The organism is Collimonas antrihumi (assembly GCF_018304965.1).
GTDB lineage: Bacteria > Pseudomonadota > Gammaproteobacteria > Burkholderiales > Burkholderiaceae_D > Collimonas > Collimonas antrihumi.
This window is the reverse complement of record NZ_JAGQED010000024.1, coordinates 17,212-29,645: the sequence shown is the minus strand read 5'-3', so window position 1 is coordinate 29,645 and position 12,434 is coordinate 17,212. Positions and strand designations below refer to the sequence as shown.

13 protein-coding genes are annotated in these 12,434 nt (G+C 56.9%); 4 read left to right on the top strand and 9 right to left on the bottom strand.

The window, feature by feature from the left end:
• Positions 1–158: 158 nt before the first annotated feature.
• The 3 genes from KHU29_RS17405 (at position 159) to KHU29_RS17395 (ending at position 2,611) form a co-directional block, all read left to right on the top strand.
• Entirely contained in the window at positions 159–1,928 is a 1,770-nt protein-coding gene (locus tag KHU29_RS17405) for a tetratricopeptide repeat protein (protein WP_211454193.1), read from the top strand.
• A gap of 92 nt (positions 1,929–2,020) precedes the next feature.
• Positions 2,021–2,317 carry a type II toxin-antitoxin system RelE/ParE family toxin gene (locus KHU29_RS17400; RefSeq protein WP_211454191.1) on the top strand — a complete coding sequence of 99 codons (297 nt, stop codon included), beginning with the start codon at positions 2,021–2,023 and terminating at the stop codon, positions 2,315–2,317.
• Between the two features lie 3 nt (positions 2,318–2,320).
• Positions 2,321–2,611, top strand: coding sequence for an addiction module antidote protein (locus KHU29_RS17395; RefSeq protein WP_211454189.1), 291 nt, complete (start codon positions 2,321–2,323; stop codon positions 2,609–2,611).
• A gap of 85 nt (positions 2,612–2,696) precedes the next feature.
• On the opposite strand, the gene KHU29_RS17390 is transcribed toward KHU29_RS17395, so the two are convergent.
• The 5 genes from KHU29_RS17390 to ppsA all read right to left on the bottom strand — a co-directional run bounded on the left by KHU29_RS17390 (position 2,697) and on the right by ppsA (position 7,632).
• The gene (locus KHU29_RS17390; protein WP_211454188.1) at positions 2,697–2,966 is read right to left on the bottom strand and encodes an acylphosphatase; all 270 of its coding nucleotides are present in this window, start codon (positions 2,964–2,966) and stop codon (positions 2,697–2,699) included.
• 38 nt (positions 2,967–3,004) lie between these two features.
• On the bottom strand, positions 3,005–3,874 hold the full coding sequence (locus KHU29_RS17385) for a copper resistance D family protein (protein WP_211454186.1): 870 nt from the start codon (positions 3,872–3,874) through the stop codon (positions 3,005–3,007).
• Complete coding sequence (gene copC, locus KHU29_RS17380; protein ID WP_211454184.1) at positions 3,874–4,266, bottom strand: copper homeostasis periplasmic binding protein CopC; 393 nt, start codon at positions 4,264–4,266, stop codon at positions 3,874–3,876. The genes KHU29_RS17385 and copC overlap by 1 nt, the downstream gene beginning before the upstream one ends.
• Positions 4,267–4,293: 27 nt before the next feature.
• Entirely contained in the window at positions 4,294–5,190 is an 897-nt protein-coding gene (locus KHU29_RS17375) for a hypothetical protein (protein ID WP_246542190.1), read from the bottom strand.
• A gap of 84 nt (positions 5,191–5,274) precedes the next feature.
• Entirely contained in the window at positions 5,275–7,632 is a 2,358-nt protein-coding gene (ppsA, locus tag KHU29_RS17370; protein ID WP_246542196.1) for a phosphoenolpyruvate synthase, read from the bottom strand.
• A gap of 377 nt (positions 7,633–8,009) precedes the next feature.
• On the opposite strand from ppsA, the gene ppsR reads away from it, so the two are divergent.
• On the top strand, positions 8,010–8,858 hold the full coding sequence (gene ppsR / locus KHU29_RS17365; protein ID WP_211454182.1) for a posphoenolpyruvate synthetase regulatory kinase/phosphorylase PpsR: 849 nt from the start codon (positions 8,010–8,012) through the stop codon (positions 8,856–8,858).
• Between the two features lie 123 nt (positions 8,859–8,981).
• On the opposite strand, the gene KHU29_RS17360 is transcribed toward ppsR, so the two are convergent.
• Genes KHU29_RS17360 through lpxA form a run of 4 tightly spaced genes read right to left on the bottom strand, consistent with a single transcriptional unit; the run spans position 8,982 to position 12,430 of the window.
• The gene (locus tag KHU29_RS17360) at positions 8,982–9,770 is read right to left on the bottom strand and encodes a TrmH family RNA methyltransferase (RefSeq protein WP_211454181.1); all 789 of its coding nucleotides are present in this window, start codon (positions 9,768–9,770) and stop codon (positions 8,982–8,984) included.
• Positions 9,767–10,390, bottom strand: coding sequence for a ribonuclease HII (gene rnhB / locus KHU29_RS17355; protein WP_211454180.1), 624 nt, complete (start codon positions 10,388–10,390; stop codon positions 9,767–9,769). The genes KHU29_RS17360 and rnhB overlap by 4 nt, the downstream gene beginning before the upstream one ends.
• A gap of 53 nt (positions 10,391–10,443) precedes the next feature.
• Positions 10,444–11,601, bottom strand: coding sequence for a lipid-A-disaccharide synthase (lpxB, locus tag KHU29_RS17350; protein WP_425514485.1), 1,158 nt, complete (start codon positions 11,599–11,601; stop codon positions 10,444–10,446).
• 40 nt (positions 11,602–11,641) lie between these two features.
• The gene (gene lpxA, locus KHU29_RS17345) at positions 11,642–12,430 is read right to left on the bottom strand and encodes an acyl-ACP--UDP-N-acetylglucosamine O-acyltransferase (RefSeq protein WP_211454179.1); all 789 of its coding nucleotides are present in this window, start codon (positions 12,428–12,430) and stop codon (positions 11,642–11,644) included.
• Positions 12,431–12,434 lie beyond the last annotated feature (4 nt).

The following is a 12,434-nucleotide window of genomic DNA, read 5'->3' as shown; positions in this document are numbered from 1 at the left end:
CACCTAGTGTAATCTATTTGACAACTGATGTTGCAATAACTTGCTTCTCATTTAACTCGCGTTCAAAGCGCCAACTGCTGAAACCGATTCAATCCAGTGCTATCCTCCCCACTTCTCCATAGGCTGCGGGCTATTGCACCCCTTCCAGCCAGACAACCATGAACACGATCAATCTTATCCAACAAGCATACAAGAATTTCCAAGAGGGAAATGTCGGCCACGCCGAACGGTCGCTCAAGGATATTTTGAAGAGCCAGCCGAACAATTTCGATGCCTTGCATATTCTCGGCGTAATCTGCGCCGCCACCGGGCAAAGGGACGAAGCTGCGCAGCTGTTCCGGCAAGCCCTGGCGCTGGATGGCAAGAACGTATCGCTGCATTACAAACTTGCGCGGGTACAGTTTGAATCGGGTCAGTTCGAGGCCGCTTTGCGTGCCTATGAAAAAATTATTGCCCTGGGTTATATCAAACCGGAGATCCTGCTGGCCAAGACTGCCGCCCTGATCAATTTGCAGCGCCACCGGGAAGCGCTGGATTGCATCGAACAGGCACTGGCCGAATGGCCCGGGTACGCAGATGGCTGGTCGCACAAAGGCAGCATTTTGTACCAGCTGGGGCATTTTGAAGAGGCCGTGGCTTGCTTTGACAAGGCGCTATCGCTGCAGCCGGCAGCGGCCGACAGCTGGTATAAAAAGAGCCTGGCGCTGGATAAGCTGAAACGCTATGCGGATGCGCTCACCAGCATTGACCGCGCCTTGGCGATAGCGCCAAAAACCGCCACCTACCTGCTGGACCGCGCCGTCATCCTGCATAAGCTGGAACGCTATGCCGAATCTCTGATCGACAATGAAATGGGGCTGGCGCTGGCTCCTGGCAATGCCGAAGCCTGGGGCGATCACGGTCTGACCCTGAGCCGCATGAAACGCCATGAGCAAGCACTCGGCAGCTATCGGCGGGCTCTCGACCTGCGCGCCGATTACGCGGATGTGTTCTCGAATCAATCGCTGTCGCAACTGGTGCTGGGGCAATTTGAAGCGGGTTGGCAAAGTTACGAGTACCGGTGGAAGAAAGGTAATGCCGACTTTCCGCGCCATACCGACATCCCATTGTGGCTGGGCGAGCAAACTATCAGCGGCAAGCGGATTTTGCTCTGGTCGGAACAGGGCCTGGGCGATACTATCCAGTTTTGCCGCTATGCCGCACTGGTCGCGGCGTCAGGGGCTGAGGTGGTGCTGGAAGTCGATCCCGCGCTGAAAACAATCGCCCGGACCATGGGGGATTTCAAGGTCATCGCCATCGGTGAAAAAATTCCACTGGTCGATTATCAAACGCCGTTGATGAGCCTGCCGCTGGTATTCAAAACCGACTTGGCAACCATTCCGGCCTCGCCCTTTTATTTCAAGGCCGATAGCAAGAAAAAGGAAAATTGGAAAAGCCGCCAGAATTTCGCCAGCGGAAAACTGAAAATCGGCCTTGCGTGTTCCGGCAATGCGGGCAATACCAACGATCACCGGCGCTCCATGCCGCTGCAGGAATTTGCACCGTTACTGCAATTGGACGGCGCGGAATTTTTTCTGGTGCAAAAGGATATCAGGGAGACGGATCAGGCATATTTGCTGCAAGCATCAAAGCTCAGGCAAGTGGCAAATGACATTGCAGATTTCGACGACACGGCAGCCATCATCGCCAGCCTGGATCTGGTGATCAGCGTGGATACCTCCGTCGCCCATCTGAGCGGCGCTCTGGGCACGCCAGTCTGGATTCTGCTGCCGTGGGCGCCTGACTGGCGCTGGTTGCTGGATCGCCAAGACAGTCCCTGGTATCCGAGCGCGCGATTGTTCAGGCAGTACCAGACCGGGGACTGGCAGGGGGTGATTGAGCGCGTGACCGGTGCACTGAATGATTTTTTAAGTATCACCTCAAAATAGAGTCAAGGAAAAGTAATAATTTGACAACCATCAAAGATCACGAGAAAGTGAAATATCCTTGACTTAAGTATCCGATTGGATACAATCATGACATGCTTGAGATTTCGCTCTCGAACGTCTTCAAAGACTGGCTTCTTGATTTACGTGATGTTCAAGGTAAAGCTAAAATCCTGACTCGCATCAGATCAGCCGGCCTCGGCAATCTTGGAGATGTTGAACCGGTCGGCGAAGGCGTTAGCGAACTACGCATTCACTGCGGCCCAGGTTACCGCATCTATTTCACCAGGCGCGGCAAAACGTTGATATTACTGCTGGTGGGCGGCGATAAATCCTCGCAGAAAAAGGACATCAAGCTTGCCAGGCAAATGGCGAAATCACTAAAGGAGTGAAACATGAAACAAACATTTTCGCCATTTGACGCGGCTGAATTTCTGGACAGCGATGAGATCATCGCAGCCTATCTTACAGAAGCACTGGCGGACGCCAATCCTGATGTGTTCATTGCTGCGCTAAGTGACGTGGCGAAAGCACGCGGGATAGCGCAAATTGCGAAGGATGCCAAACTTGGCCGCGAGAGCTTGTATAAGGCACTCGCACCGGGTGCAAAGCCGCGTTTTGAAACCATCGCGAAACTGATCAACTCACTCGGCGTAAGAATCGCGATCGTTCCCACTGCTCATTGAAAAGCAACAACGTAGCCATACTTGGGCTAATGACTCAGCCTGCCTGATCGTGCGGCCCGGTTCTTGATTTGAATGATTCACCGCGTCAGCGAATCTTGAATGCCCCATCCGAAGGAGCCGGCTCTACCACGTCTTCGATGGTCACATCAAGTACCCGGGCCGCGGCTGGCCCCTGCCGTGCCCAAAGGATGATGGCCTCAACCGCCGCCACTTCGCCATGAACGCAGGCTTCCACTGAGCCATCCCGGAGATTGCGCACCCAGCCCGACAGGCCCAGGGCAACCGCCTTGTCGGCAAAGGCAGCGCGATAACCGACACCCTGCACTCGTCCTTCTATCGTCAGCCGTTTAGCCATCGCCAGTCTCGCTTTGTTGAATTGAAATGTATTCCATCCTACGCCGGCATGGTAGTCCCCAACTTGGCGGCTAATGCCAGCACAACCAACAGCACCACAGCTTCAACCAGCAACACCAGCCTGAACCCGTTGGCGCCGGCCGCCTGATCATGATCCAGCCGTGCTAACCAATGCCAGCGATTTCGTGCCCCTAGCCCGGCAGCAATGCCAACTGCACAAAGTTTCGCCAGCAATATCCAGGCATAGGCTGAAGCCCAGGGATTGCTGGCATGCCCAAGCGTTCGTGCCACATTAAACATACCGCTACCGACCACCAACAGCAGCGCCAGCGTAGCGATTTTCGATACGCGATGTGCCAATGCGCTGCGCTGCTGCAACGGCCAGGTGGACCAGTCAGATGTCAGCAGCACGCAGATTCCGACTGAGCCAGCCCAGGCTGTGGCTGCCAGCACATGTGCAGTGTGTATCAATACGGAAAAGCTGGCGAAGCCCTGATCTGCCGCGTGCCCGGTTGCTGCCCGTGCCAGCGCGAATCCAACCAGGCCAGTCACGAACAGGGCGCTTCTAACTGGCGATGCAAAGCTGGCCGTGGACACCATCAACATGATCCACGCAATCAACGCGACCCAGACCATGCCGCCAAAATGTGACTGCGTAAGTACCAACCAGAGAGCCGCAGGCAGCTCGACGATACTGGCTTCGGTCATGGCAACGGCGCCGGCGCACAAGTAGGCCGCGAGTCCGACGCCGAGAAACACGCAAGCCATCCGGGCAATGCCGGCGAGTCGCACCGAGGCAGCTGCCGACGACACTCCCCCTTGCAGCACGGCGACGCCGACGGCCGCTGCCAGCGCCATATTCAGCAATCCCGCAAATAGCGGTTGCATCCAGCCGGCGGCCAGGCTCATCACTTCACCGTGAATTTATAGCTCCCCTGAGTACGATGGCCATCGCTTGCGACTGCGATCCATTTCACTTGATATTCGCCAGCTGGCAGGGTTGGCAGCGCTACGCGCATGGTCTTGTGAGTGGTGGTGTCGACCTCGGCTTTGGCGCCGTTGACTTGCTTGCCCTGCGCATTGCTGACGACCAGGCTGCTAAATGCCGGTTCGAGTGTTTCGTTGTAGGTGATGCGGACTTCCTGCGGCGCACTCACTACCGCACCGGCGACGGGAGTCTGCGTTTCAGGCTGTGCGTGTGCCCATGCCTGGCCGATGCTGCCTAAGCTGAGTACGCCGGCGATGACGGACAAACGCAAAAAAGCATGGATGACAGAGCCGTGAAAAAGTGATTTACGCATAATAAGGGCTTTAAAAAATATGGGCTTTTAAAAAATTGGTTTCCCAATCGACTTGGGGAAAATGTCGTCGAAGAAAAAGTGAGTTTGCAGCAACACCCCGATGCCGCGGCCGCTGGCGCGATTGGCGGGGATTTGCATTTCCAGTCCGATCTGGGCGGTACGCGATTCCCAGATGATCCCAGGGTTGATAGTACCCGTGGTGCGGCCCGAGCAACTGCCGCTGGTGCAGGTGCTCATCGCCAGCTCCACTACCGGAATCAGGTTTGAGAAAGGCTTCGACAACCCGACGTTTTTGACGAACGATTGCAAATACGACAAGCTGTATTGTAGCGTCATACCCCAGTTCAGGGTATTCGAAACACTGCTGTCGCTTGCGTATTGCTGGCCAACTGTGCCGGTAATCGCGAATGGCTTGAGCCAGCCCAACGCATCCGGCAGATCACCAAAGCCTTTGCCTGCATAGACCGTTGGCGTATAGGTCGAATAGCTGCTGCCGATGGCCTTGCTGCCGCTGCCGCCGACGGCGCCATTGACGCCGACCGATAACATGAATTCGTGTACGGGATTAACGTACACCAGATACTTGATGCCGAGTCCGGCATTATCGAAACCCTTGACGGCAGGATTGCCGGTGACGCGCTGGGTGGTGTAATTGTCGCCGACGCTGAACGCAAGGTTCGGCGTGATGGTTTTGGAATAGTTGGCCGACCAGGTATTCACACTGACAGCGTTGCCGTCATCGTTGGATATCCTGACGTGGCCGAACTGAAAATCCAGTTCGTCGCCGACGCCAGGATCGTCGACTGCCATAGTAGCCGGAAAGATTCGGTTACCTGCGATGGCATGCGCGTGACCAAGCGGGGTCATGCTTGCAATAGCAAGTCCGAACGTCACGCGAACGAGTGCTACAGTTACGTTAGGCATAGCGTTGATCCAACCTCTCAAATAAAAAATCCTCCCCCTGATTACAAACGGGGGAGGATTTTTGAGTGCCGCAGAATCACCAGATTATTGCGCAGCCGCCAGCTTCTGCCAGGTATCGATCACCGAATCAGGATTCAGTGAAATCGATTCGATTCCTTGCTTCATCAGCCATTCGGCAAAATCCGGATGGTCCGACGGGCCCTGGCCGCAAATACCGACATACTTGCCCTTGGCGATACAAGTCGCAATGACCTTCTCCAGCAATGCCAGGATCGCCGGATCACGCTCGTCGAAATCGGCAGCCAGCAACTCCATGCCGGAATCGCGGTCCAGGCCGAGGGTCAACTGGGTCAGATCGTTGGAGCCGATCGAGAAGCCGTCGAAGTGTTCCAGGAATTGCTCAGCCAGGATCGCGTTCGATGGCACTTCGCACATCATGATCACGCGTAAATCGTTTTCGCCGCGTACCAGGCCGTTCTTGCCGAGCAGGCCGATGACCTTCTCTGCCTGACCCAGGGTCCGCACGAAAGGCACCATGATCTCGACGTTGGTCAAGCCCATGTCGTTACGCACGCGCTTCATCGCCTGGCATTCCATTTCGAATGCTTCGGCAAAGTCGCTCGCCAGATAACGGGCAGCGCCACGGAAGCCCAGCATCGGGTTTTCTTCATCCGGCTCATAACGCGAACCGCCGATCAGCTTCTTGTACTCGTTCGACTTGAAGTCGGACAAGCGCACGATCACTTTTTTCGGCCAGAATGCGGCGGCGATGGTGGCGATCCCTTCGGCCAGCTTGTCGACGTAGAATGCCTTTGGCGACGCATGGCCACGGGCTACCGACTCTACTGCCTTCTTCAGGTCGGCATCGATGTTCGGATATTCCAGGATCGCGCGCGGGTGTACGCCGATATTGTTGTTGATGATGAATTCCAGACGCGCCAGACCGACACCGCCATTTGGAATCGACTGGAAATCGAATGCCAGTTGCGGGTTGCCGACGTTCATCATGATCTTCAACGGCAGCTTAGGCAGTTCGCCACGCGCCACTTCGGTGACTTCGGTTTCCAGCAGGCCGTCGTAAATCTTGCCTTCGTCGCCTTCGGCGCAGGATACGGTCACCAGCGTGCCGTCTTTCAGCACATCGGTGGCATCACCGCAACCGACTACCGCCGGCACGCCCAGTTCGCGCGCAATGATCGCAGCGTGGCAGGTACGGCCGCCACGGTTGGTGACGATCGCCGAAGCGCGCTTCATTACCGGTTCCCAGTTAGGATCGGTCATGTCGGCCACCAGCACGTCACCCGGCTGCACTCTTTCCATTTCGGACGCGTCATGAATCACGCGGACCCGGCCGGCGCCGATTTTCTGACCGATGGCGCGGCCATGGGTCAACACATTGCCGATACCCTTGAGTTTGAAACGTTGCTGAGCGTCAGTCGATTTTTCCTGCGATTTAACGGTTTCCGGACGCGCTTGCAAAATGTACAACTTACCGTCGCGGCCGTCTTTGCCCCACTCGATATCCATCGGGCGCTCGTAATGTTTCTCGATGATGGTGGCGTATTTGGCCAGCTCGACGATTTCGGTATCGTTGAGCGAATAGCGGTTGCGCAGCTCGATAGGGACGTCGACAGTCTTGACCGAACGGCCAGCCTTGGCTTCGCCGGTGAATTCCATCTTGATCAGCTTGGAGCCGATATTGCGGCGGATGATAGGCAGCTTGCCTTGTTCCAGCATCGGCTTGTGGACATAGAATTCGTCCGGATTGACCGCGCCCTGCACCACTGTTTCGCCCAAGCCGTAGCTGGACGTGATGAAGACCACATCCTGGAAGCCGGATTCGGTATCCAGCGTAAACATGACGCCGGCGGCGCCGACATCGGAACGGACCATGCGCTGGACGCCGGCCGACAATGCCACTTCGGCGTGGGTAAAGCCTTTGTGCACGCGATAAGAGATGGCGCGGTCGTTATACAACGACGCGAACACGTGTTTCATGGCTTCCAGCACGTTGTCGATGCCGACCACGTTGAGGAAGGTTTCCTGTTGGCCGGCGAATGACGCATCCGGCAAATCTTCAGCCGTAGCCGAGGAACGCACGGCGAACGACATCTCGCTGGAAGAATCTTCAACCAGGCGTTTGTAGAAGGCGTGGATTTCCTGCTCCAGACGCGGCTGGAACGGTGTTTCCACAATCCATTGACGGATCTCGGCGCCGGCTTGCGCCAGTGCCCGTACGTCTTCAACGTTCAGGGTTGCCAGACGATCGGCAATCCGGTCGGCCAGGGCCGGGCCGCCATCGGCGCTGTGCGACAGGAAATCGCGAAACGCTTGCGCAGTTGTAGCAAAGCCGCCCGGCACCCGTACTCCGGCGCCGGCCAGCTGGCTGATCATTTCACCCAGTGATGCATTTTTGCCGCCGACGGAATCGACATCCGTCATTCGCAGATTTTCAAAGGAGATGACGTAAGCCGCCCCCTGGGTAGCACCCATCTGTATTGCATTGGACATAACAACCTCTAGTTTGATGATAAGAAATCTTCACAATTGCCATCGCCGCCCTTTGCTTTTTGTTATTCTTCGTCAGGTAGCTTCAAATATTCAGTTGGCTGCCATTTTATGCCAATTTGGCGTTAAAAGGCGTATACGGAAACAAGCGATACTCTTGCCAGAGTTGGCGCTCTGTTAAAAGCTCTGTGGTGCTATGGGCACCTGCATAGCCGCGCGCAAGGTTCTTGTGTTCCACTTTGGCACTCCACCTTAGTGCGCCACCTCGCTTTTGCTCCTTTATTTTAATTATTTAATTTTTTGATAACACCATGCTAGATGCTGCTCCTGTCCAACTGGTCCCTGCCAATCGCACGGTATTCTTTGTTTCCGACGGCACCGGCATTACCGCCGAGACTTTCGGCCACTCGGTGCTGACGCAGTTCGAGTTGCGCTTCAAACAAGTACGCCTGCCCTTTATCGATACCCTGGACAAGGCATACGACGCAACCCGCAAGATCAACGAAGCTTTTGCCGCGGACGGCAAATTGCCTATCGTTTTTTCGACGCTGGTAAAAGCCGACTTGTCCAAAGTCATCCAGCACGCCAAGGCGATGCACATGGATCTGATCCAGACCTTTGTCGAACCTCTGGAAAAAGAACTGGGGGTCAAATCGACCCACACTATCGGCCGCAGCCATAACACCGCCAACACCGACGAATACAAGAACCGGATCGAAGCGATCAACTTTTCACTGGCGCATGACGATGGCCAGTCGCACAAGAACCTGGCCGATGCCGACGTCATCCTGGTTGGCGTATCGCGTTCGGGCAAGACCCCGACCAGTCTTTACCTGGCGATGCAGTTCGGTGTCAAAGCGGCCAACTACCCATTGATTCCGGAAGATTTCGAGCGTGACAAATTGCCAAGCGGCCTGTTGCCGTTCAAGCAAAAGATTTTCGGGCTGACGATTGCCGCCGACCGTTTGTCGGAAATCCGCAATGAGCGTCGTCCGGGCAGTAAATATGCGGCGCTGGCAAATTGCCGTTATGAAGTGAATGAAGCGGAAAAGATCATGCGGCGCGAAGGGATTCGCTGGATGTCGTCGACGACGAAATCGATTGAAGAAATCGCTGCAACGATTTTGCAGGATATCAAGCCGGATATACGGACTTTCTAGGCGCTTTCAGGTTCCGCGTGGGCATACATGCCCACCCTTCTTTCTTGTTTTTGGCGTTACTGTCAACGCGGGCAACAAAATTTTATCGGTAGGGTGGGCACGCTTTTGTGCCCACGTGTGCACTCATTTTGCTTGCGACTGGCGCAGCTGCTCAAAAATGCATACCGCCGCCGCTGCGGCAGCGTTCAATGATTCCATCTGTCCGCGATGCGGGATCACGACTTGCTGGCTGGCCAGCCGCAGCAAATCCTCCGCAACGCCCTGGCCCTCATGGCCGAACAGCCACGCCAGCGGCCCGCTCAAGTCGGCCTGATAGATGCTTTGCGTTGCATAGGAACTGGTGGCAAGCACCGGGATCTGTGTCGTCGCCATCAACGCGGCGAGATCGACACCTTCAAAAATGTCCAGTATGAAATGGGCGCCCATCCCTGCCCGCAGAACTTTCGGCGACCACGCCGATGCGCTGCCTTCGGAACAATATATCTGCCTGATGCCGGCCGCGGCGGCGCTGCGCAAGATGGAGCCGAGATTTCCAGGATCCTGCAAGTTATCGAGCAGCACGGCGGATTGCGTCAACACCGGCGGCGCGACCGTTTTCGGCGTTTCAATCACGAACATCAGGCCGACACCATGCTCAACCTGGCTCAGCGCGTGATATTGGCCATCCGGCAGCACGATGCATTGCACTGCATCGGCCTGGCATTGGCGGATCACTACGGCAGCCTCGGCATGCGTCAGCGCAGTTTCGCTGGCGACGCACAACACCGGCTTGCCGCCATGCTGCAAATACGCTTCGGTCAGATGAATCCCGTCCAGCAAGGTGCGGCCAGCCTTGCGCCGCGCATGCGCGTTGGTCGCGAGATGCTTCAACTCCTTGTACAAAGGATTGGCTGACGAGGTGATGCTTTTCATGTCGCTGCTCCGTCGGTGCCCGCTGCCAGCAAAGCCCGCACCGGCGCATACGACTTGCGATGCACCGGCGACACGCCATGCAGGCGCAGCCGTTCCATGTGCAATGCGGTCGGATAGCCTTTGTGCTGGTCGAAAGCGTAATGCGGATATTGTGCGTGCAATACTTGCAGCGCGGCGTCGCGCGCCGTCTTGGCGAGAATCGACGCCGCCGAAATGGCTTGTACCTTGTCGTCGCCCTTGACGATGGCTTCGGAACGGATGCTGAGCTGCGGACAGCGATTACCGTCAATCAGCGCCAGCGTCGGCGTCATGGCCAACCCTTCCACCGCACGCCGCATTGCCAGCATGGTTGCCTGCAAAATGTTCAGGGTGTCGATTTCTGCTTCGGAGCATTCGGCGATGGCCCATGCCAGCGCATTGGCTTTGATTTGCCCGGCCAGTGCTTCGCGCCGTTCGGCGGTCAGCTTCTTGGAATCGCGCAAGCCGTTGATCGGTTTTTCCGGATCGAGTATCACCGCGGCGGCAAACACCGGGCCGGCCAACGGACCGCGGCCGGCTTCATCGACGCCACAGATAATCTCGCCGTCGTAGTTAAAAAGAGAAAAATTGGAATCAGACATGGTCACGGCGGCTTGGAAAATGGGGGCAAAATGGAAGCACGAGAGGCTGTAAATCAGCGCTGATGCTTTTTACTATGTTGCTCAATAACCTGCAAAACGGCTTGCGCACTTTCACCGGCGGTATCGCGCAGCAAAGTATGGTGCATCTCGGTAAAGCGCTGCCGCAGCATAGCCTGGCGGGCGGGATCTTCCAGTTGCGTCCAGAGCGCATCCGCCAGCGCTTGCGGCGTTGCGTTGTGCTGTAAAAGCTCCGGCACCAGGAATTCACGCGCCAGGATATTCGGCAAGCCTATCCACGGTTGGTAACTCATGTGGCGCATGATTTCCCAACTGGCGCGCATCATCTTGTAGGCGATCACCATCGGTTTCTTGTACAACGCGACTTCCAGCGATGCGGTGCCAGAGGCAACCAGTACCCCGTCGGCGGCCGCCATTGCGGTGTGCGACTGGCCGTTCAACAGCTGGATCGGCAGATCCTGCAAGCCGGCCTGGCTGACCAGCTCGCTAAAGAATTTGCTCTGTTTCTCTCCCGCCATTGGCGCCACGAAACGCATGCCGGGATCGCGCTGCGCCAGCATCTTTGCGGCTTGCACAAAGGCGATCGTGTTGTGCTTCAGTTCACCCATGCGGCTGCCGGGCAAGATCGCCACCACCCTGCCAGCGGCAGGCAAACCAAGCGCGCTACGCGCCGCGGCAACATCCGGCACCATCGGGATCACTTGCGCCAGCGGATGGCCGACATAAGTTACCGGAATCCCGGCTTTGCGATAGATTTCTTCTTCAAACGGGAAGATGACCAGCATGTGCGATGCCGCCCGCGCGATCTTTTTGATACGGCCGCCGCGCCAGGCCCAGATCGACGGGCCGATGAAATGCACGGTTGGAATGCCGGCCTCGCGCAATTGCGCTTCCAGGCCGAAATTGAAATCAGGCGCATCGACGCCGATAAACACACTCGGCTTTTCCGCCAGCAGCCTGTCGCGCAATGCGATCTGGATGCCTTTGATCTCGCGATAGTTGGCAAGCGCTTCGAAGAAACCGTGGACCGACAATTTTTCCATCGGCCAGCCGCTGACAAAGCCGTATTCCGCCATCTTGGCGCCGCCGATGCCATACATGCGCGCATCTGGCAGGTGCGGACGCAAGCCGGACAGCAGGCGGCTGGCTAGCAGATCGCCGGAGCTTTCTCCGGCGACCATTGCGATTGCCATATCGGGATTGTTGTCGGCCACGGCTGCTACGTTAGCCACGTTAGCGGATGATGCCACGCGAAGAGGCCGCGATGAAATCGCGCATCAGCTTCAGATAGGCAGCGGATTCAGGCACTTTCAGCTCTTCCTGCGCCAACGCGGCCATGGCGTCTTCCAGCGCCAGGCCGGAACGATAAATGGTCCGGTAAGCGCGCTTGATCGCCATGATCTGCTCGCTGCTGAAGCCACGACGCCGCAGGCCTTCACTATTGATCCCTGCGGGCTCGGCACGGTTGCCGGCAGCAGTCACGAACGGTGGCACATCCTGGCTGACCGCAGCGGTGAACGCCGTCATCGCATGGGCGCCGATACGGCAAAACTGGTGCACGGTGGTAAAGCCGCCAAGCAGCACCCAGTCACCTATATGGACATGTCCGGCCAGCGTTGCGTTGTTGGCGATGGTGGTGCTGTTGCCAATTTGGCAATCATGCGCCACGTGGACGTAGGCCATCACCCAGTTATCGTCGCCGATGCGGGTGACGCCGGCATCCTGCACGGTGCCGAGATTGAGCGTGACGAACTCGCGGATGGTATTGCGGTCGCCGATCTCCAGCCGTGTTGGTTCGCCCGCATATTTCTTGTCTTGCGGCGCGGCGCCAATTGAACCGAACTGGAAAATCGCGTTATCGCGTCCGATCGTGGTGTGGCCTTCGATCACGGCGTGCGGACCGATCTTGCTGCCGGCGCCGATGGCGACATGCGGTCCGATCACCGCATAGGCGCCGACTTCCACTGAACTGTCGAGGGCCGCCTTAGGATCGATGACTGCGGTAGGATGAATGCGCGTCATCGAA

Excerpts from the sequence above, each read along its gene's own strand:
- KHU29_RS17405 (WP_211454193.1), top strand. The coding sequence starts at position 159 with ATGAACACGATCAATCTTATCCAACAAGCATACAAGAATTTCCAAGAG.
- KHU29_RS17400 (WP_211454191.1), top strand. The coding sequence starts at position 2,021 with ATGCTTGAGATTTCGCTCTCGAACGTCTTCAAAGACTGGCTTCTTGAT.
- KHU29_RS17395 (WP_211454189.1), top strand. The coding sequence starts at position 2,321 with ATGAAACAAACATTTTCGCCATTTGACGCGGCTGAATTTCTGGACAGC.
- KHU29_RS17390 (WP_211454188.1), bottom strand. The coding sequence starts at position 2,966 with ATGGCTAAACGGCTGACGATAGAAGGACGAGTGCAGGGTGTCGGTTAT.
- KHU29_RS17385 (WP_211454186.1), bottom strand. The coding sequence starts at position 3,874 with ATGAGCCTGGCCGCCGGCTGGATGCAACCGCTATTTGCGGGATTGCTG.
- copC (WP_211454184.1), bottom strand. The coding sequence starts at position 4,266 with ATGCGTAAATCACTTTTTCACGGCTCTGTCATCCATGCTTTTTTGCGT.
- KHU29_RS17375 (WP_246542190.1), bottom strand. The coding sequence starts at position 5,190 with ATGCCTAACGTAACTGTAGCACTCGTTCGCGTGACGTTCGGACTTGCT.
- ppsA (WP_246542196.1), bottom strand. The coding sequence starts at position 7,632 with ATGACGGATGTCGATTCCGTCGGCGGCAAAAATGCATCACTGGGTGAA.
- ppsR (WP_211454182.1), top strand. The coding sequence starts at position 8,010 with ATGCTAGATGCTGCTCCTGTCCAACTGGTCCCTGCCAATCGCACGGTA.
- KHU29_RS17360 (WP_211454181.1), bottom strand. The coding sequence starts at position 9,770 with ATGAAAAGCATCACCTCGTCAGCCAATCCTTTGTACAAGGAGTTGAAG.
- rnhB (WP_211454180.1), bottom strand. The coding sequence starts at position 10,390 with ATGTCTGATTCCAATTTTTCTCTTTTTAACTACGACGGCGAGATTATC.
- lpxB (WP_425514485.1), bottom strand. The coding sequence starts at position 11,601 with ATGGCAATCGCAATGGTCGCCGGAGAAAGCTCCGGCGATCTGCTAGCC.
- lpxA (WP_211454179.1), bottom strand. The coding sequence starts at position 12,430 with ATGACGCGCATTCATCCTACCGCAGTCATCGATCCTAAGGCGGCCCTC.